The organism is Mesorhizobium neociceri (assembly GCF_013520985.1).
Classification (GTDB): domain Bacteria; phylum Pseudomonadota; class Alphaproteobacteria; order Rhizobiales; family Rhizobiaceae; genus Mesorhizobium; species Mesorhizobium neociceri.
In genome coordinates this window covers 38,048-63,310 of sequence record NZ_JACDTY010000011.1, presented here as the reverse complement: position 1 = coordinate 63,310, position 25,263 = coordinate 38,048, and the positions used below count along the sequence as shown (strand labels likewise).

The window sequence follows — 25,263 nt, the reverse complement described above, 5'->3', positions numbered from 1 at the left end:
CCGCTACATGAGCCCGGGAAAAGCAGGCATGCCGGCACTGCCGCGTCACAGCTTTGGTGCACGCCTCGGAGCCGGCGCTTTGCTCGCCGGGCCTGGCGCCGGCAGCGGGTGCGCCGCCGGATGGTTCTCGATCAGTGTGATCTTCTGCCAGATCTTGCGCGACAGGTTGGACGCCAGGTTCTCGATGTCATTGACGCCGTCGATGACCACATCGTCATTGACCGACTGCGCAAACAGCGCCGCGATCTTGCCGGTGATCGACAGCATTTCCGAGCAATAGTCGAGATAGCGCGCCAAGTCCGCGGCATTGGTGATACGCGCCGGCGAATGCGCGGTCGGCCTGAAGCTTGCAGACAATGCGGCCGGATCCTTGGTCAGCTGGTGCATGTCGATGACATGGATCAGCGACCTCAGCCCATGCAGCTGGCGAAACACCCGCTTGCGCTTGATGCGCTCCTCGGTGCGGATCAGCGCCAGCAGGCCGAGCACGGCAAGGATGATCATGTTGATCGTGGCTTCGATGCCTTGCACCGACTGCACCGCATCGTCGGCCTGCGAGATATGGATGAGCGGCAGGATGGTGCCGACGAACAGGAAGATCAGCGCGCCGGCGGCAACGGCGGCGACGATGGCGCCGCGCAACCACCAGATCGGCGCTTCGAGCGCCTGCGCCGCCTTGGCCAGGTCGCGCGACAACGACACCAGTTCGGCGGCGACGCCGCGCAGGCCGGCCTCGGGAAAACGCTCGGCGACGCGCTCCTCCAGCCGCTCGGCGGTGTCGATGATCAGTTTCGGATCAAGCGTGCGGTAGCGCATGGCCGTCGGAGTTCAGGAGTTTGCCGGGCCATTGGTCTGCCGGCCGTAAAGATTGGGACCTGGTTGGCCAGGATACACATACAACAGCAGAATGGCGACCAACTGCACCAGGGGCACAAACAAAACCAGCACGAACAGGCCTGACTTGCCCAGATCGTGCAGGCGCTTCACATTCAGTACGATGGTAGGCCACGCCGTTGCCAATACGACCACAACGAATATGGAGAGCCACACCTCGCTCTCAGGACTGCCTTCGGGCGCTAGCTTGAAGTGATAAAGCGGGAAGAGCTGGATGACTGCCAGCAGCAATTGGCCAAGAAAATAGGCCGCGCGGCTGACGCGGCCCGAGGTTTTGAAGAAAAGCCAAAAGAGGTCTGATTTTTCAGGCAAGCGGATCCGGTCCGTATTGATTGGCGCCTCGAGTGCCTTCGAGAATGCCGCATTCCACGATGAACCAGATCGCACCAACAAAAGGCACAAACAGGATCAGGGTCCACCACCCCGACTTGTTGCGATCATGCCAACGCTTGGCATAAACCGCGAGCGCGAAATAGATCGACGCCAGCGAAACGATGATGCCGATGATACCGATCTGGGCGCCGCCGCCGAGATCCATGCGTGTGCCCAGGATCGAATCCAGGATCAAGGCGACGATGCCGATCACGAAAAAAACACCGATCGCCGCCCAGAACTTGGCGCGATTGATGCGGCCGTCAAAGCTGGTCAGAAGATATTTCCAGTCCATGTCACCCCTCCATGCTGAATCGGCGCGACGGAATGTCGCGCCGGCGGAAGGTGCGTCCGTTTGCAAAAAAGATCAATCGCGCAGCAATTCGTTGATCGAGGTCTTGGAGCGGGTCTTGGCGTCGACGCGCTTGACGATGACGGCACAGTAGAGGCCTGGGCCCGGCTCGTTGTTCGGAAAGGCCTTGCCCGGCATCGAGCCGGCGACGACGACGGAATTCGGCGGCACCTCGCCATAAAACACCTCGCCGGTGGCGCGGTCGACGATCTTGGTCGACTGGCCGATGAAGACGCCCATGCCGAGCACCGAGCCCTCGCGCACGATGCAGCCCTCGACCACTTCCGAGCGCGCGCCGATGAAGCAATTGTCCTCAATGATGGTCGGGCCGGCCTGCATCGGCTCCAGCACGCCGCCAATGCCGACGCCGCCCGACAGATGCACGTTCTTGCCGATCTGGGCGCAGGAGCCGACCGAGGCCCAGGTGTCGACCATGGTGCCGCTGTCGACATAGGCGCCGACATTGACGAAGGACGGCATCAGCACCGCGCCCGGCGCGACATAGGCCGAACGGCGAACGATTGAAGACGGCACGGCGCGGAAGCCGGCCTTCTCGAAATCGACGGCACCCCAGCCGTCGAACTTCGATGGCACCTTGTCCCACCATACCGCCTGGCCGGGGCCGCCCTTGATGATCTCTATCGGGTAGAGCCGGAACGACAGCAGCACCGCCTTCTTCAGCCACTGGTTGACATGCCACTTGCCGTCGGCCTGACGCTCGGCGACGCGCACAGTGCCGCGGTCGAGCAGGTCGAGCGAAGTCTGAATGGCGTCGCGCGTTTCGCCGCGGGTCGCGGTCGAAATCGTGTCGCGCTCCTCGAAGGCCTTCTCGATGGTCTTTTCGAGGCTCGCCAGATCAGGCTTCGACATGATTTCGCTCCGTTACCGCGCTGTTAAGGCCATCGCCTTAACCTGTTTTGAAAATCGCGCGGACCCTATGTTAAGGCGTATTGGGGGTCAATCGCGCGTGCGCCATGGGACGGCGCAAGTGAACTGTTGGGACGGGTAAAGCATATGACTCCTATGGAAAAGGCGGGATGGACGCCGCTGCCACATTCGGACGAGGATCTGGAGCGCTCGAAAAGCGTGCCCGATACGCCGCAGACGCGCGCCGACACCTATCGTCTCGCCTGGAACGATCCCGACTTCATGACGCGCCGCGAATTGCGCGCGGTGCGCTTGCAGCTGGAACTGTTGAAGCCCGAAATGATCCTTGCCGAACGCGGCATCCGCTCGACGGTGATCCTGTTCGGCGGCGCGCGCATTCCCGAGCCCGGCGGCGAGGCCTGGGCGGCCAAGAACGAGACGCAGAAGAAGAACCTCGAGCACAACAGCAAATATTACGAGGAGGCGCGCAAATTCGCCCGCCTCTGCTCGCAGCAGTCAGCCACGTCCTATTACCGTGAATTCGTCGTCGTCACCGGTGGCGGGCCAGGCGTCATGGAAGCGGGCAATCGTGGCGCCGACGATGTCGGTGCGCCGTCGATCGGCCTCAACATCGTCCTGCCGCACGAGCAGGCGCCGAACGCCTATGTGACACCGGAGCTGTGCTTCAACTTCCACTATTTCGCCATCCGCAAGATGCATTTCGTCATGCGCGCCAAGGCTGTCGCGGTGTTTCCGGGTGGCTTTGGCACCATGGACGAATTCTTCGAGACGCTGACCCTGATCCAGACCGGCCGCATGGAACGCGTCCCGGTGATCCTGTTCGGCAAGGCCTTTTGGAAAAGGGCGATCGATCTCGATTTCCTGGCGGAACAAGGGACCATCACGCCCGGCGACCAGGACATCATCGACTTCGTCGACACCGCCGACGAGGCCTGGGGCATCATCAGCCGGTTCTATAAGTTAGGGGAATAGGGTGGGAACTGGGGAATTGAGGAACTGAAGAACTGAAGAACTGAAGAAAAAGGGGGTCCGGATCCTTCCTCCGTTCCCCAGTTCTTCAATTCCTCAGTTCTTCAATTCCTCTACCCCCTCCACAATCGCCGTGAGAAACGTCGCAAGGTCGTCGGTGACGAAATCGACGTCGTCCTCATTGGCCGGGTCGCGTTCCCAGATCTCGGCAAAGGTCGGCTCGAAATTGCGCGGCACCACCAGCACTGTGGTCATGCCGAGCGATTTCGGCACCTCCAGATTGCGGGCGAGATCCTCGAACATCACTGCATTGTGGCCGGTGACGGCGTGCAGTTCGGCAAACTTCTCATAGGTCTGGCGCGCCGGCTTGGGGTTCAGCCCGGCGGCGACGATATCGAAAATGTCATCGAAATGGTCGAGTATGCCGAGCTGGCGCGCGGTCCGCTCGGCATGCCTGCGGTCGCCATTGGTGAAGATGAACTTGCGCCCGGGAAGCTGGCGGATGGCGGTGCCCAGCACCGGATCGGGCACCAGCCACGAATAGTCGATGTCGTGCACCTTTTCGAGGAAGTCGTCGGGGTCGATGCCGTGGCGCGTCATCAGCCCGTTCAGCGTCGTGCCATATTCCAGGTAGAGTTCCTTCTGCAGCTTGCGCGCCTCCTCGCGCGGCAGCGTCAGCAATTCTCCGACATAGGCCGTCATCTTGACGTCGATCTGCGAAAACAGATTCGAATGGTGCGGATAGAGCGTGTTGTCGAGGTCGAACACCCAGTCGGTGACATGGGCGAAGCGGGCGGGATCGGGCGACGTGGTCATGGCGTCCTTATGGCACGAAATATCTGCCGTTCGAACCCCTTTCTGCGGCTGGACTTATCCACAACCTATACGCATCTAGAGTTGTAAAAATGGCCTCTCCATTCAAATTTTAGCCATCCCCGAAAGGTGGCCTTCAGGGCTTGCTGGCACAGAGACGGTTCAGTGGGAGCCCGCGATGAGTCGCATACTTTTAAAGTCCGCCGCCGTCGCGTTCGGCTCGGTAGCCGTCTCGCTTTTGCTGACGCTGATTATCGTTCCGGCCATGGGTTTTCCGGTCACTCGCACCATCTGGCTGACGTCGACGGTGTGCCCGCTGGCGCTCGCCTGGATCGCCTGCGCCAGCACCTTCTGGCAGAGCGACAGGCTGAAAGGCGCGCATCGCGACCTTGCCCGCGCGCATGCCCAGCTCGCCGCCGCGCACCGGCGTCTGTCGGAGAAGGCGAGCCGCGACGACATGACAGGCATGCTCAACCGCGAGAGTTTCTTTGCCGCGCTCGACGGCTCTCGGCGCAAATCCGATCGCGGCGCGCTGCTGATCATCGACGCCGACCATTTCAAGGCGATCAACGACAGTTTTGGCCATCTGACCGGCGATGACGCGCTGCTGCTGATCGCCAGCGCCATCGAGCGCGGCGTGCGCAGCGGCGACGTGCTCGGCCGCATCGGCGGCGAGGAGTTCGGCGCCTTCCTGGTCGGCGCCACCGGCGCGGAGGCGAGGCGCGTTGCCGAGCGCATTCGCCGCGAAGTCGAGCTGATCCGCTTCCGCCCGGTCGACGAGCGCACGGTGCCGCTGACCGTCAGCATTGGCGGCATCACTTGCGGTGAGGATGCCAATGTTTCGGAACTGATGCGCGCTGCCGACCTCCGACTTTACGAGGCCAAGCACCGTGGCCGCAATTTATCGATCCTGGACCGGGACATTTCCGAAGCCGCCTGAGGCGCCCGCCTATGCTTGCTAAGGATTTGCTAACATTGTTTTTCACGCAACCACGCCGTTTACCCGGTTGTAAGCCGTTTACCGGCTAGGACTGGCACGGAAATGGCCTGTCTGGCCGGCACGTGTGCCGTTCAGGGAACGCCATGCGTGGATCGAAGCCCCCATCGAGAGACGTGTCATGAGTTTCTTCATCAAGAAAATATCGCGCCGCGCCATCATGCAGGCGCTGATTGCGATGCCGGCGCTACAGTTGTTTCGCAAGCTGCCTGACAGCGACCGCCCCGATGCCGACCCCGACGAGATCGTCGTGGTCAATGGCTGGGTCCTGAAGCGGAGCGACCTGGCATGATCTTCGACAGCTACGAGGCGTATCGCGCCTCGGATTTCAAACCCAAGGTCTGCATCCTCGGCTCCGGGCCTGCCGGCACCACCATCGCCAGGAAGCTTGGGGCCGCCGGTATTCCGGTCGTGGTGCTTGAAGCCGGCTCGCGCGAATTCAGCGACGAATCGCAGGAGTTCTATCGCGGCACGACGGTCGGCGATCCCTATTTCGACCTCGACATCACCCGGCTGCGCTTCATGGGTGGATCGTCGAACCACTGGGCGGGCTGGTGCCGGGTGCTCGACAAGCAGGATTTCGAGCCCAAGACCTGGGCGCCGGACACCGGCTGGCCGATCAGCCGCGCCGACATCGAGCCCTTTCTGCCCGAGGTGCACGACATTCTCGAGCTTCCCGACTTCCGGCCCGATGTGCCGATTTCGGACGACATACGCTGGGTGCAGCTGATCAAGAGCCCGGCCGTGCGCTTTGGCGAGAAATTCGCCGACGAACTCGACAAGAGCAAGAACATCGCCCTCGTGCTCAACACCTATGCCACCGAACTCGCCGGCGACGGCAAGAAGGTTACCGGCGCCAGGTTGTGGTCGAACGGCAAGGATGCCGGCGCCTTCAGCGCCGATTATTTCATCGTCTGCACCGGCGGGCTGGAGAATTCGCGGCTGCTTCTGTGGTCGAACCAGCGCTCGAACGGTGGCGTGGTGCCGAACGCCACGGCGCTTGGCCGCTACTGGATGGAACATCCGACCTTCGAGGGCGGCAATGCCATCCTGGCCGACTACAGCGAGTTCGAGGTCGATGCCGTCAACGAAGCCTTCTTCTCGCCGACGCTTGCCGCCATGGAGCGCCTGCAGATCATGAATTTCGGCATCAGGCTGATCGAGACGCCCTATGCCGGCGTCAAGAGCCTGATTGCCGACCTCGCCTGCACCGCGCCCGACGCCGCCGAATGGGTGGCCTATCAGCTCAGCCAGAACCTGCGCTGTGCGGCCCAGCTTTATGTCGCCTGGGAACAGGCGCCGCTGGCTTCGAACCAGATCGAATTGTCGAAGACCGATGTCGACCATGCCGGCGTGCCGCGCATCGAGCTGCACTGGAAAAAGTTGCCGCTGGAGCGCCGCACCATTCTTGAGGGGCTCAAACTGTTCGGAACGACGCTGATCGAGAAGGACCTCGGCCGCGTCCGCATTATGGACTGGCTTGCCAATGGCCAGGACTATCCGACCGATGAGGAACTGGCCGGCCACCATCATATGGGTGGCACGCGCATGGGCACGGATGTGACCAAAAGCGTCGTCGACGCCAACTGCAAGGTGCACGGCATGGACAATCTCTATGTCGGCGGCTCCTCGGTGTTCTGCACCTCGGGCGAATGCAACCCGACGACGACGATCACCGCGCTTGCCTGCCGGCTCGGCGACCATCTGAGCAAAGTGGTCGGCGTCTAATTCGACCTCCCGCTACACCGATCAGATCGACGGCCGCTCGAGCGGGCCGAGTGCTGCAATGCGCTCGCAAAGACCCAGCGCCCGCAGCGCGTTGATGTCGTTGGGCGTCAGCGTCAGGAAGGCGCCTTCGCTCAGCGCTTCCCGCGGCCGCGTCTCAAACAGGATGACGCCAAGCCCTGCCGGCGCAGCAGGTCGGCGAGCGCCAATCCCGCGACGCGGGCGCCGATGATGGCGACCGGCAATGTTTCCGTTGCAGAGGACACCATCGTTACAGGTCCTGTTCTTACAAGCCGTAGACGGCGATGCGCACCAGCACGGCCGCTGCGGCCAGCGCCACCAGCAGGATGCCGAGGCCGATGGGCGAGCCCCAGCCGTACCATTTCATCGCCATCTCGGCGTATTTGTACTCTTCCTCGTGGGAGAGCGGCGCACGCTGTTGAATCAAGCTCATTTTTCACTCCTTCTCTGGCGGCAGGCTCTTGCTATGTCGGAACCAGAGCCGCATATTGATGCAATGGTCTAAATGTTAGACAGATTGATAGTTAGATGATCAAAATAAATTCGTCAAGCCGGAATCGCGAGGACATGACGACGGCCATCGGCCTGGCCATCATGCAATGGCAGGACGCCACGCAGGCCTATGACGAAGCGGTCGGGGCAAAGCTTGGGCTGAACATGGCCGAACGCCATTGCATCGGGCTGCTCTACGGTGGCCCGCAATCGGCCGGCGCCATAGCCACCGTAACCGGCCTGACACCGGCCGCCGTCACCGCGCTGATCGACCGGCTGGAGGCGCGCGGCTACCTGACCCGCACGCGCAGTCTCGAGGACCGGCGCAAAGTGGTGATAGAGGCGACCGACGCGACACGCGACCTGTCGGCGCGCTACTACGGCGCCATCGCGCGCGAAGGCGAAAAAGTCGTCGCTACCTTCAGCGACGCGGAACTGGCCACCATATCGCGCTTCGTCCACGCCGCACTCGACCTGCAACGCGACCAGCTGGCGCGGCTGAAGGCCGAGGGGCCGGACACCCCCGGGCGATAGGGATGCCTATGTGTTTGCGGTGTCACTGCATATGCCGGCAGGGACGAGACTATTTCGGCTGGACCCCATAGGCGGCAAGAAACGCCTCCACCGAGGCATCCGCGTGTCGTTCAAGTTCGGCCTTGGAACGCCGGTTGCTTCCCGTGAACATGGCTTCGTTCATGGGGATCCAAAGAAGCATTCCAAAAAAATGGCTGGCTGCCAGATGGGGATCACCGGTTTGTATCAGTCCTCGACTGGTGAGCCTTTGAAAGCAGGACGCCATTGAGCCAAGCATGCGCTCGAAGCCCTTTTCGTACCAGCTGCGGCCAAGCTGCGGCATTCGGTCCGCGTTGGCGATAATTAGGCGCCGCAGCTTCAACAACTCTTCATCCATGAGAACCGCTATCAAACGTCGAGCAAGCAGCTGCAGGCCACCCTCCATGAACTTCGCCTCGGAAAGCAGCGTCGTCACGGACTCGATGATGTCGTTGGCTTGTGTAGCGGTCGACAGAACGACTTCGCCGAACAGCGTCTCCTTGTCGGTGAAATGCTTGTAGACGGTCTGCTTGGAAGCTCCCGCCCTGGTGGCGATTTCTTCCATGCTGGTTCCATCATAGCCTTTGCCGATGAACGCCGCCGTGGCCGCTTGGATGATTTCACGATCCTTGCGTGCTGATCTGGTCTCACCGTCGTTTCCCATGGCACCTCCTCAACAAGTACTAGACGGTACCGTTCCTGCATGATAGCCATGAAACGGTACTGGACTGACTAGTACCTGTCAACGAAGGCAAGGCTTAGAACGATGACCAAGATGATCTTTATAAATCTGCCGGTGCGCGATCTGCAGGCAGCGACCAACTTTTATCTCGCGATCGGGGGCACGCTGAATCCGCAGTTCTCGAGCGACCAGGCCAGCTCGATTATGTTCTCAGACTCCATTGGTGTCATGTTGCTCACGCACCAGCATTACAGCCAGTTCACAGCGCGGCAGATCGGCGACCCCAAGCGTGACAGCCAGATGCTGATCGCGCTCACCACCGACAGCAGGGACGAGGTCAATGCCGTAATCGAGAAGGGCGTGGCGGCAGGCGGCCGCGCTGATCCCAATCCAGCGCAGGATCTCGGTTTCATGTTCAACCGCCACATCGAAGACCCAGACGGAAACGTCTGGGAGTTCCTGTGGATGAACCCGTCTGCCATGCAATAGCCTGTCGGGGTCAAAGCGTCTAAAGCGCGTCGCGTCGACATGCGACGTGCCTTAAACACTGGTGCCGGATTTACTAGACTGTCGCCGGATCGAGCGCCGGCTGCCCTTTGCGGCGGGCGACGATGGCCTTGAAATCGGCGGTCCGGAACGCGTCGCGTAGCACGTCGAAAGACGGCAGTACGAAATAGGCGCGCTGGAACTTGTCGATCTCGTAGCCGGTGCGCATCACCGTTTCGAGGTCGAAGGGCACGTGGTGCGCATCCTTGCTGTCGACGGCGAACTGCAATTCGGTAAAGGACGACATCAGCCCGGCGCCGAACGCCTTCAGCGGCTGGCCCTTCTCCTGCATCAGTCCGTATTCGGCCGTGTACCAATAGAGCCGGGTGATCATCTCGTCGCCGCCCAGCGCAATCACGCTCTCGGCCTTCTCGCCATACATCTGCATGAAATCGGCAAACACCGGCTGCGTCAGGATGGGCACATGGCCGAAGAAGTCGTGGAACATGTCGGGTTCGACGATGTAGTCGAGTTCTTCCTTGGTGCGCAGCCAGTTGGTCACCGGAAAGCGCCGGTTGGCGAGATGGTCGAAAAAGGGCGCTGCCGGAATGAGACCGGGCACGGCGACGATTTCCCAGCCGGTGAGCTTGCGCAACTTATCGCTGACCGCGCCGAAATCCGGAATCTTGTCGAGCAGGCCGAGCGTGGCGACGCCATCGAGATAGGAATGGTGGGCCAGCTTCTGCGTCAGCTTGGTCTGGCGGTCGCACAGCGTGCGCCACACCGCCTGTTCCTCGGCGCTGTAGCCGTAGCCTTGCGCCACGGTGAAATCGGAACGGCAGACCGAATAGTCGCCACGCAGGCCTTGAGCCGCGCAGTCGCGGGCATACTCGGCAACGCTCATCGTCGTCATGGTTCTTCTCCCTGCAAATCATCAACGGCTGACGTGCCTAAAGGCTAGCCCGGTTTGTCGAGGCAAATCGGTTTTGATGATGGATCAACCAGGCAATTCGAGATAATATTCCCTCAATAATTGCCTCAGGAGAGTGAAAATGCCTCAGTTCGATGATTTCGAGATCAAGATGCTGGATGTGCTGCAGCGCGATGGGCGCAAGCCCGTCTCCGAACTGGCGCAGGAGATCGGCCTGTCGACGACGCCGTGTGCCCGCCGCTTCGAGGCGCTGCAGGAGGCCGGCATCATCAAGGGCTTTGCCGCCGTGCTCAGCCGTCGCGCCGTCGGCCTGATGGTCGAGGTGTTCATCGAGGTGCGGCTCTCCAGCCACAGCGACGGTTCGCCAGAAACCTTCATCGCCGCCGTGCAGCGCATGGACGAGGTCTCGTCGTGCTGGACGATGACCGGCGAGCACGATTTCCTGCTGCATGTGATGGTGCCGTCGGTCGACGAGCTCAACGCCTTCGTCATGCACCGGTTGATGCGGCTTGCCGGCGTGCGCGACGTCCACACGCAACTGGTGCTGCAGAACATCAAGGGCCCGGGCCACGTGCCGCTCGCCCATCTCAGACGGTAAGGCTCGGCATCGCCATTTCTGCCGAAAAGCTGCACGCAAACTGCTGAACGGAGCCCAATTGCCGATCTGAAATGCCGGCTACGCCATGCGGACCACTGCTCTGAGGTCCGTCATGAACATCGTGCTGATCAATCCGCCGCACACCGCCATCGGCAGCCGGGTGCCCGACGACCATCTGCCGCCGCTCGGTCTGCTCGCGCTGGGTGGTCCATTGCTCGACTCCGGCCACAAGGTGCGGCTGGCCGATGCCGAATTCGGGCCAATGCCGTTGGACACGCTGGTGCGGGATGCCCTGAGCGGTCAGCCCGACTGCATCCTGATCGGACATTCCGGCTCGACCTCGGCGCATCCGACCGCGCTCGCCATCGCGCGCATGGTCAAGGCGCTCGAACCGGCGACGCTTGTGATCTATGGCGGCGTGTTCCCGACCTATCACTGGCGCGACATACTGGCGGCGAGCGATGTCTTCGACTTCATCGTGCGCGGCGAGGGTGAGGCAACCATCGTTGCCCTGATCGAGGCGCTGGCAAACCGCCGGCCGCTGGCTGATGTCGCCGGCATCGCCTATCGCGACGATCTTGGCCGTCCGTTCGCGACGCGGCCGGCAGGCACCATCGCCACCCTTGATGACTACCGCGTCGGCTGGGAGCTGATCGATCACAGCCGCTACAGCTATTGGGGCGGCAAGCGCGCCGTGGTGATGCAGTTTTCGCGCGGCTGTCCGCATCTGTGCAACTATTGCGGCCAGCGCGGTTTCTGGACCCGCTGGCGGCATCGCGACCCCAAGAAGTTTGCGCAGGAAATCGCCTGGCTGCACCGCGAGCACGGCGTCGAATTGATCAACCTCGCCGACGAGAATCCGACGGTGTCAAAGAAGGCCTGGCGCGCCTTTCTCGACGCGCTGATCGCCGAGAACGTGCCGGTGCTGATCGTCGGCTCGACCCGCGCCGACGACATCGTGCGCGATGCCGATATCCTGCATCTCTACCGCAAGGCGGGCGTCATCCGCTGGCTGCTTGGCATGGAAAACACCGACGAGCAGACGCTTCAATTGATCCGCAAGGGCGGCAGCACCTCGTCCGACCGCGAGGCGATCAGGCTGCTGCGCCAGCATGGCATCTTGTCGATGGCGACCTGGGTGGCCGGTTTCGAGGACGAAACTTTTCGCGATTTGTGGCGCGGCTTTCGTCAGTTGCTTGCCTATGACCCCGACCAGATTCAGGCGCTTTACGTCACCCCGCATCGCTGGACGCCGTTCTTCCGCATCGCCAGGGGCCGCAAGGTGATCCAGACGGACGCAAGGCTGTGGGACTACAAGCACCAGGTGCTGCAGATGACCCGGCTGAAGCCGTGGATGCTGTTCTTCTCGGTCAAGCTGATCGAGGTCGCGGTGCAGTCGCGGCCGAAGGCACTGGCCCGCATCCTGTTTCACGAGGATCCCGAACAGCGCCATTCGATGCGCTGGTACACGCAGATGGGCCGCCGTGTCTGGTTCCGCGAGGTCTGGGGCTTTCTGGCCTGGGACCGCCGCCTCAAGGATGGCCCGACACTGGCTGAATTCTGGGGCGCGCCGCAGGATGCCGAAGAAGAATCGATGGTCGTCATACGCCCGCCGCGCAAGCCGGCCGAAGCGACCGTTGCGAGCTCGCCCGGCGCCTGACCGGTTCCGCTGTTATTCACAAATATACGTGATGTATGTGTATTGACATACGCAGCGTATGCACTCATTTCAGACATAGGGGGCGTATGTGAATTGCCCCGGACAATGGAACGCAAGCCGCGATCGTCGGGAGATCCGGCCTGCCACGTCTGAATGGAGTGACAATGACCAAACGTGACGCGATCTTCCCTGCCGGCAGGCAGGCTCTCTACGAGATCAACCGCTATTCGGCGGCGATCCGCTCGGGCGACTTTCTGTTCGTCTCGGGCTAGGTCGGCAGCCGCGAGGACGGGTCACCCGAGCCGGTCTTCGAGAAGCAGGTCCAACTCGCCTTCGACAATCTCGCGGCCGTGCTGAAAGCTGCCGGCTGCACATTCGACGATATTGTCGACGTGACCACCTTCCACACCGATCCGGCAGCGCAGTGGGGCGCGATCGATGCCATCCGGCTGAAGGTGCTCGGTGAACCGCCCTACACCAATTGAACCGCGGTCGGTGTCAACTGGTTAGCCGGCTTCGACTTCGAGATAAAGGTCATCGCCCGCTTGCCCAACCCGCCTGATAGATTGCAAGCCTGATCGACGGGCCGCGGCAAGCAGCTGCGGTTCAGGGCACGATCAGCGTGCCGGCGCCGTGTTCGGTGAACAGTTCCAACAGCACCGCATGCGGCGTCTTGCCGTTGAGGATGACGACGCCTTCGACACCGCGCTCGATCGCCTCGATGCAGGTCTCGACCTTGGGGATCATACCGCCCGACACCGTGCCGTCCTTGATCAGCGCCTTGGCCTCGGCCACCGTCAGCTCGTCGATCAGCTTCTTGTTCTTGTCGAGCACGCCGGGCACGTCGGTCAGGAACAGAAGCCGCGTCGCCTGGCAGGCGCCGGCGATGGCGCCGGCGAAGGTGTCGGCATTGATGTTGTAGGTATGGCCGTCACGGCCGGGCGCCACCGGCGCCAGCACCGGGATCATCTCGGAGCGCGCCAAGAGGTCGAGCAGCGTGCGGTCGACCTCGACAGGTTCGCCGACGAAACCCAGATCGAGCACGCGCTCGATGTTGGAATCCGGATCGATCATGGTCTTGCGCGCCTTTTCGGCGAACACCATGTTGCCGTCCTTGCCGCACAGGCCAATCGCCCATTCGCCTTCGGCATTGATCAGCGCCACGATCTCCTTGTTGATCGAGCCCGCCAGCACCATCTCGACGATCTCGACCGTCTTCTGGTCGGTGACGCGCAGGCCGCCTTCGAACTTCGATTCGATGCCCATCTTGGCCAGCATGGCGCCGATCTGCGGGCCGCCACCATGGACGACGATCGGGTTGACGCCGGATTGCTTCAACAGTGCGATGTCGCGGGCGAACGCCTTGCCGAGCTCGATATCGCCCATGGCATGGCCGCCATATTTCACCACCACCGTCTTGTGCTCGTAGCGCTGCATATAGGGCAGTGCCCGCGAAAGCAGGGCGGCCTGCATTTCAGCGGTGGCGGTGATCTCCGTCATCGGCGTGGTTCCCTGGATGTGGGTAAGGACGGCGGCGTCTTAGCGGGAATTGGCGCAGGCCGCAAACGGCTTTGCTGTCACAATGATAAAATCAGGAGAGAGTGCGATATCTAGCCCGGCACCTTGAGCGGCGCCCGCCGCGTCAGCCAGCCCGAAATCTTTTCCATCTGTCCGGCGAGCGACAAAAGCGTCTCCTCGTCACCCGGGCGGCCGACGGCCTGGATGCCGAGCGGCAGGCCGGCATCGGTGACATGGACAGGCAGCGCGATCGACGGCTGGCCGCTGACGTTCTGGATCGCCGGCCAATGGGTGAACCACAGGCTCTTGTCCATCAATTGGCCGAGCAGCGGCTTGAGTTTCAGCAATCGGGTGAGACGCAGTTTGTCGAGCAGATTTTCGATGAGCTCGTCGGCGCCCTTCGGATCCATGGCGCCGCAGGCTAGCGGCGGATGCGCGATGATCGGCATCAGCACGGCATCATATTGCGCGGTCTCGGTGATCAACCGGCGCGAAACGGCATTGAGCCGCTGCAGGCCGGCATAGATCTCGCCGGCAGAGACGATTTCGCCGAAGCGCGCAATGACGCGGGTGGCGCGCTCGATATCGCCCAGAACCGGGCGACCGACGCGCAAGGCCTCGCCACGCATCGTGCCGGCCACAGCCGAGGCGACAGTTTTTGCAAAATCGGCCATGAAATCGCGATCGATATAGGGCAGGTCGATCTCCTCCACCGTGTGGCCGCCATCGCGCGCCAGCGCTATCGCCGTGTCCAGCGCGGCAAGCGTCTCGGCCGAGATCGGCAGGCCGAGCGGCGATTTTCGATAGACAGCGAGCTTGAGCTTGCCTGGATCGCGCGCCGCCGCGGCCGCAAAACTGCCTTTCGGCGCCGGCGCGGCGTAGGGCGCCAGCGGGTCGGACCCATGCGTCAGGTCGAGCAGCAGCGCGCAGTCGCGCACCGAGCGGCTGACGGCGTGGTCGACCACCATGCCGTACCAGGCTTCGCTGATCAGCGGCGTCTGCGGAACGCGGCCGCGCGAGGGTTTCAGGCCGACCAGCCCGGTACAGGCCGAGGGTACCCGGATCGAGCCGCCGCCATCCGAGGCATGCGCCGCAGGCACCACGCCGGCCGCCACCAGTGCCGCCGCACCGCCCGACGAACCGCCGCTGGTATGGCCCATGTTCCACGGATTGCGGGTGATGCCGAAGGCGGCCGATTCGGTCATCAGCCTCAGCCCTTGTTCGGGCGAGGTGCTGGTGGCGATCGGAATGAGCCCGGCAGCGAGATAGCGCTCGGTCATCACCGAGTTGAAGTCGGCGGTGAAAGCCGGAATGCGGCTGCCGGTATGCGTCGGCACGCCTTTGATGGCGATGCCAAGATCCTTCAGCGCAAACGGCACCCCGGCCAGCGGCAGGGTGCGGTCGACGGATTTCGCCCGCGTCCGGGCGAAATCATAAAGCGGCTCGGCAATGGCGTTGATGTCGGGGCGGGTGGCCTCGGCGCGCGCGATGGCCGCATCGACAAGGTCTTGCGGCGAGATATCGCCGCTATGTACCAGCTCCGCCAGGCCGGTTGCATCGTTGTCCCAAAGCATCCGTTCGGCCGACATTGCTTTCCCCTTTTGGCGAGAGGCTAACGACAGCGGATTTCCTTGGCAACTGACCGACAATTACTGGCGATCCGGCTCGGAGGACGTAGCGTGGAGATCAACATTTCCGCCTTTGCAAATAAATCGCAATCGCCTAGCCTATCGGCATGACGCCGCAGGACATCTCCACCCTGATTGTCCGGACTTCGATGAAGGACAGGGCTGCGTTCGATCTGCTCTACCGGCAGACCAGCGCGAAACTTTTCGGCGTGTGCCTTCGTGTATTGAGGGATCGGGGAGATGCGGAAGAAGCGCTGCAAGAGGTCTTCGTCAAAGTGTGGACGAAGGCTGATCGTTTCGCGGTTTCTGATCTCAGCCCAATCTCCTGGCTGGTGGCCATAGCGCGCAATCATGCGATTGATCGCATCCGATCGCGGCGCAAGCCTGCTGCCGATATCGGTGCCGCGCTCGACGTGGCTGACCCGGGTCCGGGGCCCGAGGCCATGGTTGTTGCGGGCGGTGAATCCGAGCGCATCTACCAGTGCCTCGAAGAGTTGGAACAAGACCGGGCGCAAGCCGTCCGGGGCGCTTATTTGAACGGCGAGAGTTATGCCGACCTGGCGGAACGTCACAAGGTTCCGCTGAACACGATGCGGACATGGCTGCGGCGCAGCCTGTTGAAACTTAGAGAATGTCTGGAAAGATGACCCTGGCAGAAGAAAATGGACCGGAACGTGGAGGCGACGACCTGCTCGCAGCCGAATACGTTCTCGGCGTGCTGCCAGCGGACGAACGCCAGATAGCCTCCGGACGCATCGACGCGGAGACCGGCTTTGCCCGTCTCGTCGATTCCTGGGAGGTTCACCTTTCGCCGATGGCCGCTGCTTATGCGGAAGTAGAGCCGCCAGCCACGGTCAAGCCGGCTATCGATCGCCGGCTGTTCTCCTCCACCGCGGCGTCGACTACTGCGGCGCCGAGCGGCAGCCTGTGGGCGAGCCTTGCCTTCTGGCGCGGCCTCACCGCAGCGGCTCTCGCCGCCCTGGTCCTCTACGTCGCCGTGCCTTACCTCAGGCCGCCGGTCGTCGTGCCGCAGGAGCGCCTTGTCGCCTCGCTGGCTGCCGATGGCAGCGATGTCAAATATCTCGTCGTCTACGACGCCGGACGCCGCGATGTCGGCCTGTCGCTGGTTTCGGGCGAGCGTGCCGCCGGCAAGGACTTCGAGCTGTGGATGATCGAAGGCAAGAATGCGCCGGTCTCGATGGGTGTCATTCCCACCGGCCAGACCACGCACATCGCCGTGACACCGGCCGTGCAGCAGAAGCTGGCGCAAGGCGCCGTGCTCGCCGTCAGCGTCGAGCCGACGGGCGGTTCGCCGACCGGACAGCCGACCGGGCCGGTCGTTGCCGCGGGCGATCTGAAGGGCATCTGATAGACCTCAAGGCCATGACGTGATCATGAAGAACAGCGGAAGTGCATCTTCCGCTGTTGTCGTTTTGTCCATGCGGTTGGAAGTTGTGGGTTCGATCTCCGAAAACTTAATTCGCCGACAAAATAAAGAATAATTTTTCTCGTCGCGCGGAAACTCAAGCAGTTCTGTTCCGTATCTCCTTGTGTTCCCGAAAGAGGAACAATAACCCGAGGAGTCCGAACACTATGCGTAAACTCGCCACCCTTTTGCTCGCCGGTACGATTGCCGTCTCCGCGCTCGCCACCGCTGCCTATGCCGAAAATCCGATGGTTGGCGGCGCCGCCATGTTCGCCAACAAGAACATCGTCGAGAACGCCGTCAATTCGAAGGACCACACCACGCTGGTCGCCGCCGTCAAGGCTGCGGGCCTGGTCGAGACGCTACAGGGCGCCGGCCCGTTCACTGTCTTCGCGCCGACCAACGAAGCCTTTGCCGCACTTCCGGCCGGCACGGTCGAAACGCTGCTCAAGCCCGAAAACAAGGACAAGCTCACCAAGATCCTGACCTGCCATGTCATCGGCGCCAAGGCGATGGGCGCTGATGTCGCCGCGATGGCCAAGGCCGACGGCGGCACCCACAAGGTCAAGACGGTCGGCGGCTGCGAGCTGTCGCTCAAGGCCGATGGCGGCAAGGTCACCGTCACCGACGAAAACGGCAATGTCGCCAATGTGACGATCGCCGATGTCGAGCAGTCCAACGGCGTCATCCACGTCATCGACAAGGTCCTGCTGCCGAAGATGTAACAAAGCGCCTGCCGCCGACGAACAGTTGGTCAAGGCTCCCTGAAGATTGCGCGGCTCACGCCCCCGTGGGCCGCGCAAACGACCGAGCGCTCCATTCCGTCCGCGACAGGCGCGGAACCGGTGTGGAGCGTTCGTTTGCAGGGCAACCGTCACCGGCTTTTGATTTTGCTGTGGCGGCAAAATTTGGCAAAACAAACTGCAGGAGGATTTCTGTCATGAACCGTCGCGATTTACTTCTCAGCGGCGTCGCCTTCGCGGCCGTCGCCGGCGCGGTGGCAACGCTGCGTATGGGCGGGCCGGCCAGAGCTGCCGAAACCTTCGAGGTCACCAAGACCGACGCCGAATGGCACGCCATCCTGTCCGACGAAGCCTTCAACGTGCTGCGCAAGGAAGGCACCGAATATCCCGGCACCAGCCCGCTGCTCAACGAGCACCGCAAGGGCATCTTTGCTTGCGCCGGCTGCGACCTGCCGGTCTACCCCTCAGACACCAAGTTCGATTCCGGCACCGGTTGGCCGAGCTTCTGGCAGGAGATCGCCAACGCCGTCGGCAAGACCGAGGACCGCTCGCTCGGCATGACCCGCACCGAGGTCCACTGCCGCCGCTGCGGCGGCCATCTCGGCCATGTCTTCGACGATGGCCCCGCGCCGACCGGCCTGCGCCACTGCATCAACGGCGTCGCGCTGACCTTCAAGCCGGCGACTGCCTGACCGTTCAGCGTCTCTCTGCAATGTCGGGGATTTGGGAGGCGGCGTTACAACTGCCTCCTACCTCTTGAAATGGGGCGAAAACACTTAATTTCAAGAATTGGCAGACGGCTTTTTATGCGTAGATTCCGCAGCCCTTAATGAGAGGGCCAGAACCTATGCAACGAGTGCAAGAACAGGCTCGCCAGGGCGAGCGCAAATCGACCGGTCGTGCTGATGCCGACCGGTCGCAAATCTCCCATCCTGTCGTGATCGTCGGAGGCGGGCCGACCGGACTGATGCTGGCCGGCGAGCTTTCCTTGGCCGGCATCGATGCCGCCATCGTCGAGCGGCGCGTTGGACAAGAGCTCGAAGGGCTGCGCTCAGGCGGTTTGCACGCACGCACGATCGAAATCTTCGACCAGCGCGGCATTGCAGACCGGTTTCTGGCGCAAGGGCGGATTGCCCAGGTCGCGGGCTTTGCCGGCGTTTCCCTCGATATCAGCGACTTTCCCACCCGCCACAACTACGGGCTCGCTTTGTGGCAGAAGCACATAGAGCGCATCCTTACCGACTGGGTAGAGGAGCTTGGCGTCACGATCTACCGTCGCTGCGAGGTGACGGCTTTCGTGCAGGACGACAGCGGCGTCGACGTCGCGCTGAGCGATGGTCGGTCGCTTCGTGCCGATTACCTCGTCGGCTGCGACGGCGGCAGAAGTCTCGTGCGCAAGGCATTGGGCATAGAGTTCCCGGGTTCGGATCCGACGACCAGCAACCTGATTGGCGAGGTCGAGGTAACAGAGGAGCCGAAATGGGGCATCCACCGCGATGCAACAGGCATTCATGGTCTCAGCAAGCTGGACGACGGGACCGTGCGGGTGATGGTGACCGAACGCGAGGTCGGGGCTGTCGCACCGCCCACGCTGCGCGATCTGAGCGACGCGCTCATTGCAGTCTTCGGCACCGACTACGGCGTCCACAATCCGACATCGCTGTCCCGTTTCACCGACATGACCCGGCAGGCAGCGTCATACCGCAAGGGACGGGTACTGCTGGCGGGCGACGCCGCGCACGTACATCCGCCGGACGGCGGACAGGGCATGCAGCTTGGCGTGCAGGACGCGGTGAACCTGGGATGGAAGCTCGCCCAGGTGGTCAGAAAAACGGCGCCGGAAAGCCTGCTCGATACCTATCACGCTGAGCGTCATCCGGTTGCTGCCCGGGTATTGCAGAACACCATGTCTGCGGTCGTGCTGCGTCGTGAAGACGAGCGCACCAAGGCGCTGCGAGACACGATGTCCGAGCTTCTCGCCATGGAGGAGCCGCGCAAGCGCTTTGCAGGCATGATGTCCGGTCTGGACATACACTACGATCTTGGCGAAGGGCACGAACTGCTGGGGCGTCGCATGGCGGATCTCGACCTCGTCACCGCAGACGGCCCGCAACGGGTCTTTGCGCTGCTGCACGACGCGCGACCGCTGCTGCTCAACTTCGGAAAACCGGGCGCTTTCGACATCGGCCCATGGGCGGACCGGGTTCGGTTGGTCGACGCCAGCCATGATGGTCCATGGGAGCTTCCGGTGCTGGGCGAGGTCAAAGCACCCGGCGCCGTGCTGGTCCGGCCTGACGGTTATGTGGCATGGGTTGGTGGGCCGACGTCGGCGGGACTGACAGATGCGTTGGCCAAATGGTTCGGGCCGCCAGCTGCGGCATAGCTGCATTCAAAGCATTGATATCGTTTGATGCTTAAGCATGACCCCGGAAATCGGGGGTGATTTCCAGGGTCATGTATGAGGGCGCCAGGCGGGGGGTCCGGCGCGCTCAATGGCCTCCGCCGCCACTGCCCGCCGGCGGCGCCGGCTTGGCGATGACGAGGGTGAACAGAGCCATGGTCGCGAACAGCACGGTCAGCATGGTGAACACATCCATGAACGACAGCAGCGACGCCTGCTGCTGGACCATGCCCGACAGCTTGGAGATCGCCGCCTTGGTGGCGTCGAGGCCAGGGGTCTGCTGGAAGTCGAGCGTCATGTTCTGCAGCTTCTGCTGCGCCGCCGCGCTGCCCCATTCCACATGCTCGGCCAGCCTTGCATAGTGGAAGGCGTTGCGGTCGATCAGCACGGTGTTGATGACGGCAAGGCCGACCGCGCCGCCGAGGTTGCGGGTCAGGTTGAACAGGCCTGACGCGTTCTTCAGCCTGTCCGGTGGCAAGGTGCCGAGCGCGATGTTGTTGATCGGCACCATGCACAGCATCATTGAGCAGCCGCGCAGGATCTGCGGGATGAGCAGCTCATAAAAGTCCCAGTCGGCCGTCAGATGCGTCATCCACCAGGTGCCGGCGGCAAAGCCGAGCAGCCCGACCATCATCATGACGCGCAAATCCATCTTGCTCGACAGGATGCCGGAAATCGGCGCGGTGACGAACATCGCCAGGCCGCTGACGAACAACGCCTCGCCGATCATCAGCGAATCGTAGCCGCGGATGCGCCCGAGGAACACCGGATAGAGATAGGTCAGACCGTAGAGGCCGATGCCGATCACGAACGAGAACAGCGAGCCGAAGGCAAAGTTGACGTTGGTGAAGGCCCTGAGATCGACGATCGGCTCCTCGGCGGTAAAGGCGCGCCAGAAGAACAGCACCGCGCCGACAACCATGATGATGGCGCAGATGAACACTGCCTGCTCCTGCAGCCAGTCATGGTTCGGACCTTCCTCGAGCACATATTCCATACAGCCGAGGAAAGCCGCCATGCCGGCAAGGCCCAACCAGTCGAACTTGCTGAACAGGCCGAGATTGGGCTTGTCGAAATCGATCAGCGACCAGGTCGCGGCCGTTACCAGAATGCCGGGCACGACATTGATCAGGAACAGCCAGTGCCAGGAGAGGGCGTGGCTGATATAGCCGCCGACCGTCGGGCCGATGGTCGGTGCCAGCGTCGCCACCAGGCCGATCATCGGCGACACCATGGCGCGGCGCGACGGCGGGAAGATGGTGAAGGCAGCGGCGAAGACGCTCGGGATCATGCCGCCGCCGATAAAGCCCTGGATAGCGCGGTAGACGATCATCTGGTCGATATTAGTGGCGGTCGCGGCCAGCGCGCTTGCCGCCGTGAAGCCCGCCGCGGCACCTGCAAACAGCACGCGCGTCGACAGCATCCGGCTGAGGAAGCCGGATAGCGGGATCATCACCACTTCGGCGATCAGGTAGGCGGTCTGCACCCACGGGATTTCATCGGAACTGGCGCTCAGGCCGGCCTGAATCTCGGCCAGCGAGGCCGACACGATCTGGATGTCGAGGATCGCCATGAACATGCCGAACACCATCGCCAGGAAGGCGATAAGGCGGCGCGTCGAGATGGTGGTCGGCACCGCCGGCATGGCAGGCGCCGGCGCCGCTCCTGCTGTTATGGTTGCAGTTGCCATGGCGTTATCCCCTTGCGGCCGCTCAGTTCGCCGCGGCCGGAGCCGTGCGGCTGTCGACGGCGACGATGACGCTCAGGCCGGCACGCAGCCTGCCTGCCTTCAAAACATCGGCCGGCACCTCGATGCGAACCGGGACGCGCTGCACCACCTTGGTGAAGTTGCCGGTGGCGTTTTCCGGTGGCAGCAGTGAGAACACCGCACCCGACGCCGGCGCCAACGACGACACCGTGCCTTCGAAATCATGGCCGTCCGTGGCGTCGACCGAGACCCGCACCTTTTCGCCGGGCACCAGCTTGGCCAGCTGCGTCTCCTTGAAGTTGGCGACGATGTAGAGCTTGTCCATTGGCACCACGACGGCGAGCTTCTGGCCGGGGCTGACGAGATCGCCCTGCTCGACCGAACGGTTGCCGACGACGCCGTCATAGGGCGCCTTGAGCACGGTGAAGGAAAGATCGCGCGCGGCCTTGTCGCGGTTCAACTGCAGCGAGGCCAGCGTGCTGGCGGATTCGGCGCGCTGCGCCTCGAACACGCCGATATTGGCCTGTGCGGCGGCGATCTGCGCGTCGGCGCCGACAAGAGCGGCGTTGGCCTGGTCGAGAGCGGTCTGGGCGTCGTCGAGCTGCGCTTGGGTGCCGACATGTGTCTTGACCAGTTGCGCCGCGCGCTGCTGCGCACGTGCTGCATTATCCGCGGCGGCCTGGTCGGCGACCTTCTGTGCTTGCGCTTGTTGCAACGAGGCCTGCGCGGCCTTGGTCTGCGCGTCGATGCGGTCGAGCGTCTTGGCCAGCGTGGCGATCTGCGCCTCGGCCTGGGCGACGGCAATCTTGTAGTCGCCGTCATCGATCGTCAGCAGCGGGTCGCCGGCCTTCACCTGCTGGTTCTCCGAGACCTTGACCTGGTCGACATAGCCGGAAATCTTCGGCGACACGAACGACATGTCGGCCTGCACATAGGCGTCGTCGGTCGAGATCAGGAACCGGCCGTCGGTCCAGTAGTTATAGCCATACCAGGCACCGGCGCTGAGCAGCGCCAGGCCGATAATCGGCAGCATCAGCGATCGCGCCGACCGCTTCTTCTTGGCGGGGGTCTCGGCCAGAACTTCGGCGGCAGGCTTGGGAGGCGCTTCCGGAGCTTCGATGACCGGCGAGACCTTGGCGGTGGGAAAAGGCCGGACTTCAGCGGTCGTGGTTGGGGTGTTCGAGGACATGATATCTCGCTACTGTCGCTATATAAGGAATTCGTGTTATACTGAACCGTTCGGTTCGATGTGGACGTTGACATAGCGTCAAAGTGGGCCCATATCAAGGGCAATCGAACCGATCGGTTCGAATTATTTTGCGAGGTGTGACTTTTATGGCCGACACGTTAGCCGACGCCGAAAATGATCCGTGCGATGTGCTGGACAGCGCGCGTCGCGGCCGCCCGGCAGCGGGCCAGGATCCGGTAAAGCGCAGCCAGATCATCGAGGGCGCGCGCCGCGTCTTCATCGACAAGGGCTTCGAAGCGGCGTCGATGAACGACATCACCCGCGAGGCCGGCGTGTCGAAGGGCACGATCTATGTCTACTTCGCCAACAAGGAAGAGCTGTTCGAGGCGCTGATCGAGGAAGAGCGCGGCACCATCTTCAAGAACATGTATGACATGCTCGACCGCGCCGACGATCTGCGCCAGACTCTGGTGAAGTTCGGCAAGGTGCTGTCGATGAAGATCACCTCGGCCAAGGTGATCCAGGCACAACGCACGGTGATCGGCGCTTCCGACAGGATACCCGACATGGGCGCGCGGTTTTACGAGCGTGGCCCCAAACGCGGCCATGACAAGGTGGCGCAGTTCCTCAATGCCGCCGTTGACCGCGGCCTGCTCAAGATCGACGATGTCGACCTTGCCGCCTATCAGTTCACCGAACTGTGCCTGGCCGGCCTGTTTCGCCAGTGCATCTTCGCCTACCGCACCAAGGCGCCGAGCCAGGATGAAATCGACCACATCGTGCGGTCGGGCGTCGACGTGTTCCTGAAGTACTACGGCACCGAAAAGCTTGCCGAGGAAGAAAGCCACCAGCTGATCGCCCTGGAAGCGAAGGCCAAGGTAAAGGCCTAGTCGGCTTGTTCAGCCGCCATTGGCGGCCAGCACGATCGCCGCCCGTAGCTCGTCCAGACCCTCGCCCTTTTCCGACGACGTCGCCAGAACGAATGGAAACGCCGCCGGCCGCTTCTTGATCTTCAGCAGCGTCTCTTCGATCAGCCGCGGCACGCCCGCCGCCTTGATCTTGTCGGTCTTGGTCAGCACGATCTGGTAGGACACCGCCGCCTTGTCGAGCAGCGACAGCACCTCGTCGTCCTTGGCCTTGATGCCGTGGCGGGCATCGATCAGCACATAGACCCGCTTCAGCGTCACGCGGCCCTTGAGGTAGTCGAAGACCAGCTTGGTCCAGTCGTCGACCTTCTCCTTCGGCGCGCTGGCATAGCCGTAGCCCGGCATGTCGACCAGCGCCATTGGCGGCAGGTCGGTGCCTTCGCCGGAAACCCCCCCCGGAACGAAATAGTTGAGCTCCTGCGTGCGCCCTGGTGTGTTGGAGGTGCGCGCCAGCCCGTTATGACCGACCAATGCATTGATCAGCGATGACTTGCCGACATTGGAGCGGCCGGCGAAAGCGATTTCCGGCGGCCCTTCCGGCGGCAGGAATTTCATCGCCGGCACGCCGCGGATGAAGATCCAACCCTTGGTGAACAGCTCGACGCCGATAACAGTGTTGCCCAACGCGTTCAAACCGCTGCCTCCAGCCTGGAAATATCGGCGCCCCTGATGGCATTGAGGTTACGGCCGATCTTGTCCACCGGCCAATTCCACCACGCCACCGAAAGCAGCCGCCGCACGGTCCTGTCGTCGAAGCGCATCTTCACCACCTTTGCCGCATTGCCGGCCACGATCGCATAGGCCGGCACGTCATGCGTCACCACCGATTTCGCTGCCACGATGGCGCCATGGCCGATCGACACGCCTGGCATGATCACCGCATCCATGCCGATCCATACATCATTGCCGACCATTGTGTCGCCGCGCACTTCCTGCGACCACGTTTGTGGATCGAAGCCCTGTTCCCAGCCATGGCCGAAAATGTTGAACGGGTACGTCGAGAAGCCGGACATGGCATGGTTGGCGCCGTTCATGATGAAGCGCGCTCCCTCGGCGATGGCGCAGAACTTGCCGATGATGAGCTTGTCGCCGATGAACGGATAATGATGCAGCACGCACCGCTCGGCGAATTTGTCCGGTCCGTCCGGATCGTCATAATAGGTGAAGTCGCCGATCTCGATATTCGGCGCGGTGACCAGCGGCTTCAGGAAGCCGACGCGGGTGTGCATCGGAATCGGGTGCTTGATGTCTGGGTTGGGTCCGTCCATGGCGAGGTCCGTCGAGAAGTGGCA

Annotated in this window: 28 protein-coding genes and 1 pseudogene; 15 read left to right on the top strand and 14 right to left on the bottom strand. The window is 62.6% G+C overall.

Annotated features, from left to right (window positions below; translation table 11 throughout):
* Positions 1–45: 45 nt before the first annotated feature.
* The 4 genes from H0241_RS21460 to dapD all read right to left on the bottom strand — a co-directional run bounded on the left by H0241_RS21460 (position 46) and on the right by dapD (position 2,488).
* A complete protein-coding gene (locus H0241_RS21460) occupies positions 46–816 on the bottom strand; it encodes a hypothetical protein (protein WP_181059843.1) in 771 nt (256 codons plus the stop codon).
* Between the two features lie 12 nt (positions 817–828).
* On the bottom strand, positions 829–1,206 hold the full coding sequence (locus H0241_RS21455; RefSeq protein WP_181059842.1) for a DUF805 domain-containing protein: 378 nt from the start codon (positions 1,204–1,206) through the stop codon (positions 829–831).
* A complete protein-coding gene (locus H0241_RS21450; protein ID WP_181059841.1) occupies positions 1,199–1,561 on the bottom strand; it encodes a DUF805 domain-containing protein in 363 nt (120 codons plus the stop codon). Before H0241_RS21450 ends, H0241_RS21455 begins: the two co-directional genes overlap by 8 nt.
* Before the next feature lie 72 nt (positions 1,562–1,633).
* Positions 1,634–2,488, bottom strand: a complete 855-nt coding sequence (gene dapD / locus H0241_RS21445; RefSeq protein ID WP_181059840.1) for a 2,3,4,5-tetrahydropyridine-2,6-dicarboxylate N-succinyltransferase — start codon at positions 2,486–2,488, stop codon at positions 1,634–1,636.
* A 144-nt stretch (positions 2,489–2,632) separates the two neighbouring features.
* Between dapD and H0241_RS21440 the strand changes: the two genes are divergently transcribed.
* Positions 2,633–3,478, top strand: a complete 846-nt coding sequence (locus H0241_RS21440) for an LOG family protein (RefSeq protein ID WP_181059839.1) — start codon at positions 2,633–2,635, stop codon at positions 3,476–3,478.
* A 93-nt stretch (positions 3,479–3,571) separates the two neighbouring features.
* Here H0241_RS21440 and H0241_RS21435 read toward each other — a convergent pair whose 3' ends face one another.
* Positions 3,572–4,291 (bottom strand): pyrimidine 5'-nucleotidase, encoded by a 720-nt coding sequence (locus tag H0241_RS21435; RefSeq protein WP_181059838.1) that lies wholly within the window; start codon positions 4,289–4,291, stop codon positions 3,572–3,574.
* A 175-nt stretch (positions 4,292–4,466) separates the two neighbouring features.
* Between H0241_RS21435 and H0241_RS21430 the strand changes: the two genes are divergently transcribed.
* The 3 genes from H0241_RS21430 (at position 4,467) to H0241_RS21420 (ending at position 7,013) form a co-directional block, all read left to right on the top strand.
* Complete coding sequence (locus tag H0241_RS21430; protein ID WP_181059837.1) at positions 4,467–5,228, top strand: GGDEF domain-containing protein; 762 nt, start codon at positions 4,467–4,469, stop codon at positions 5,226–5,228.
* A 178-nt stretch (positions 5,229–5,406) separates the two neighbouring features.
* Positions 5,407–5,577 carry a hypothetical protein gene (locus tag H0241_RS21425; protein WP_181059836.1) on the top strand — a complete coding sequence of 57 codons (171 nt, stop codon included), beginning with the start codon at positions 5,407–5,409 and terminating at the stop codon, positions 5,575–5,577.
* Entirely contained in the window at positions 5,574–7,013 is a 1,440-nt protein-coding gene (locus tag H0241_RS21420) for a GMC oxidoreductase (protein WP_181059835.1), read from the top strand. Before H0241_RS21425 ends, H0241_RS21420 begins: the two co-directional genes overlap by 4 nt.
* Before the next feature lie 283 nt (positions 7,014–7,296).
* Here H0241_RS21420 and H0241_RS21415 read toward each other — a convergent pair whose 3' ends face one another.
* Entirely contained in the window at positions 7,297–7,464 is a 168-nt protein-coding gene (locus tag H0241_RS21415) for a hypothetical protein (protein WP_181059834.1), read from the bottom strand.
* Between the two features lie 95 nt (positions 7,465–7,559).
* Here H0241_RS21415 and H0241_RS21410 point away from each other — a divergent pair, with 95 nt between their 5' ends.
* Positions 7,560–8,057 (top strand): MarR family winged helix-turn-helix transcriptional regulator, encoded by a 498-nt coding sequence (locus H0241_RS21410; protein ID WP_181059833.1) that lies wholly within the window; start codon positions 7,560–7,562, stop codon positions 8,055–8,057.
* 49 nt (positions 8,058–8,106) lie between these two features.
* Here H0241_RS21410 and H0241_RS21405 read toward each other — a convergent pair whose 3' ends face one another.
* Positions 8,107–8,739, bottom strand: a complete 633-nt coding sequence (locus H0241_RS21405) for a TetR/AcrR family transcriptional regulator (RefSeq protein ID WP_181059832.1) — start codon at positions 8,737–8,739, stop codon at positions 8,107–8,109.
* Between the two features lie 102 nt (positions 8,740–8,841).
* Here H0241_RS21405 and H0241_RS21400 point away from each other — a divergent pair, with 102 nt between their 5' ends.
* Entirely contained in the window at positions 8,842–9,246 is a 405-nt protein-coding gene (locus H0241_RS21400; RefSeq protein WP_181059831.1) for a VOC family protein, read from the top strand.
* Positions 9,247–9,319: 73 nt separating this feature from the next.
* On the opposite strand, the gene phhA is transcribed toward H0241_RS21400, so the two are convergent.
* Positions 9,320–10,156, bottom strand: coding sequence for a phenylalanine 4-monooxygenase (phhA, locus tag H0241_RS21395; protein ID WP_181059830.1), 837 nt, complete (start codon positions 10,154–10,156; stop codon positions 9,320–9,322).
* A 139-nt stretch (positions 10,157–10,295) separates the two neighbouring features.
* Between phhA and H0241_RS21390 the strand changes: the two genes are divergently transcribed.
* The 3 genes and pseudogenes from H0241_RS21390 (at position 10,296) to H0241_RS21380 (ending at position 13,010) form a co-directional block, all read left to right on the top strand.
* On the top strand, positions 10,296–10,772 hold the full coding sequence (locus H0241_RS21390; RefSeq protein WP_181059829.1) for an Lrp/AsnC family transcriptional regulator: 477 nt from the start codon (positions 10,296–10,298) through the stop codon (positions 10,770–10,772).
* A gap of 112 nt (positions 10,773–10,884) precedes the next feature.
* A complete protein-coding gene (bchE, locus tag H0241_RS21385; RefSeq protein ID WP_181059828.1) occupies positions 10,885–12,432 on the top strand; it encodes a magnesium-protoporphyrin IX monomethyl ester anaerobic oxidative cyclase in 1,548 nt (515 codons plus the stop codon).
* Positions 12,433–12,596: 164 nt separating this feature from the next.
* A pseudogene (locus tag H0241_RS21380) lies at positions 12,597–13,010 on the top strand (RidA family protein).
* Between the two features lie 28 nt (positions 13,011–13,038).
* On the opposite strand, the gene argB reads toward H0241_RS21380, so the two are convergent.
* Entirely contained in the window at positions 13,039–13,932 is an 894-nt protein-coding gene (gene argB, locus H0241_RS21375) for an acetylglutamate kinase (RefSeq protein WP_013528489.1), read from the bottom strand.
* 110 nt (positions 13,933–14,042) lie between these two features.
* The gene (locus H0241_RS21370) at positions 14,043–15,539 is read right to left on the bottom strand and encodes an amidase (RefSeq protein WP_181059827.1); all 1,497 of its coding nucleotides are present in this window, start codon (positions 15,537–15,539) and stop codon (positions 14,043–14,045) included.
* Between the two features lie 146 nt (positions 15,540–15,685).
* On the opposite strand from H0241_RS21370, the gene H0241_RS21365 reads away from it, so the two are divergent.
* From H0241_RS21365 to H0241_RS21345, 5 genes are all read left to right on the top strand, one after another.
* Positions 15,686–16,225 carry a sigma-70 family RNA polymerase sigma factor gene (locus tag H0241_RS21365; RefSeq protein WP_181059826.1) on the top strand — a complete coding sequence of 180 codons (540 nt, stop codon included), beginning with the start codon at positions 15,686–15,688 and terminating at the stop codon, positions 16,223–16,225.
* Entirely contained in the window at positions 16,222–16,947 is a 726-nt protein-coding gene (locus H0241_RS21360; RefSeq protein WP_181059825.1) for an anti-sigma factor, read from the top strand. Before H0241_RS21365 ends, H0241_RS21360 begins: the two co-directional genes overlap by 4 nt.
* A 224-nt stretch (positions 16,948–17,171) precedes the next feature.
* Positions 17,172–17,729 carry a fasciclin domain-containing protein gene (locus H0241_RS21355; RefSeq protein ID WP_181059824.1) on the top strand — a complete coding sequence of 186 codons (558 nt, stop codon included), beginning with the start codon at positions 17,172–17,174 and terminating at the stop codon, positions 17,727–17,729.
* A 215-nt stretch (positions 17,730–17,944) separates the two neighbouring features.
* Positions 17,945–18,439, top strand: coding sequence for a peptide-methionine (R)-S-oxide reductase MsrB (gene msrB / locus H0241_RS21350; RefSeq protein ID WP_181059823.1), 495 nt, complete (start codon positions 17,945–17,947; stop codon positions 18,437–18,439).
* A gap of 155 nt (positions 18,440–18,594) precedes the next feature.
* The gene (locus tag H0241_RS21345) at positions 18,595–20,130 is read left to right on the top strand and encodes an FAD-dependent monooxygenase (RefSeq protein ID WP_181059822.1); all 1,536 of its coding nucleotides are present in this window, start codon (positions 18,595–18,597) and stop codon (positions 20,128–20,130) included.
* A 106-nt stretch (positions 20,131–20,236) separates the two neighbouring features.
* Here the strand turns inward: H0241_RS21345 and H0241_RS21340 are convergent, their stop codons facing one another.
* Together H0241_RS21340 and H0241_RS21335 are read right to left on the bottom strand one after the other, a co-directional pair.
* The gene (locus tag H0241_RS21340) at positions 20,237–21,838 is read right to left on the bottom strand and encodes a DHA2 family efflux MFS transporter permease subunit (RefSeq protein ID WP_181059821.1); all 1,602 of its coding nucleotides are present in this window, start codon (positions 21,836–21,838) and stop codon (positions 20,237–20,239) included.
* A gap of 22 nt (positions 21,839–21,860) precedes the next feature.
* A complete protein-coding gene (locus H0241_RS21335) occupies positions 21,861–23,045 on the bottom strand; it encodes an HlyD family secretion protein (RefSeq protein WP_181059820.1) in 1,185 nt (394 codons plus the stop codon).
* A gap of 146 nt (positions 23,046–23,191) precedes the next feature.
* Here H0241_RS21335 and H0241_RS21330 point away from each other — a divergent pair, with 146 nt between their 5' ends.
* A complete protein-coding gene (locus H0241_RS21330; RefSeq protein ID WP_181059819.1) occupies positions 23,192–23,935 on the top strand; it encodes a TetR/AcrR family transcriptional regulator in 744 nt (247 codons plus the stop codon).
* Positions 23,936–23,944: 9 nt separating this feature from the next.
* Here the strand turns inward: H0241_RS21330 and yihA are convergent, their stop codons facing one another.
* On the bottom strand, positions 23,945–24,604 hold the full coding sequence (yihA, locus tag H0241_RS21325; protein ID WP_181059818.1) for a ribosome biogenesis GTP-binding protein YihA/YsxC: 660 nt from the start codon (positions 24,602–24,604) through the stop codon (positions 23,945–23,947).
* Positions 24,601–25,239, bottom strand: coding sequence for a CatB-related O-acetyltransferase (locus H0241_RS21320; protein ID WP_181059817.1), 639 nt, complete (start codon positions 25,237–25,239; stop codon positions 24,601–24,603). The genes yihA and H0241_RS21320 overlap by 4 nt, the downstream gene beginning before the upstream one ends.
* Between the last annotated feature and the right edge of the window lie 24 nt (positions 25,240–25,263).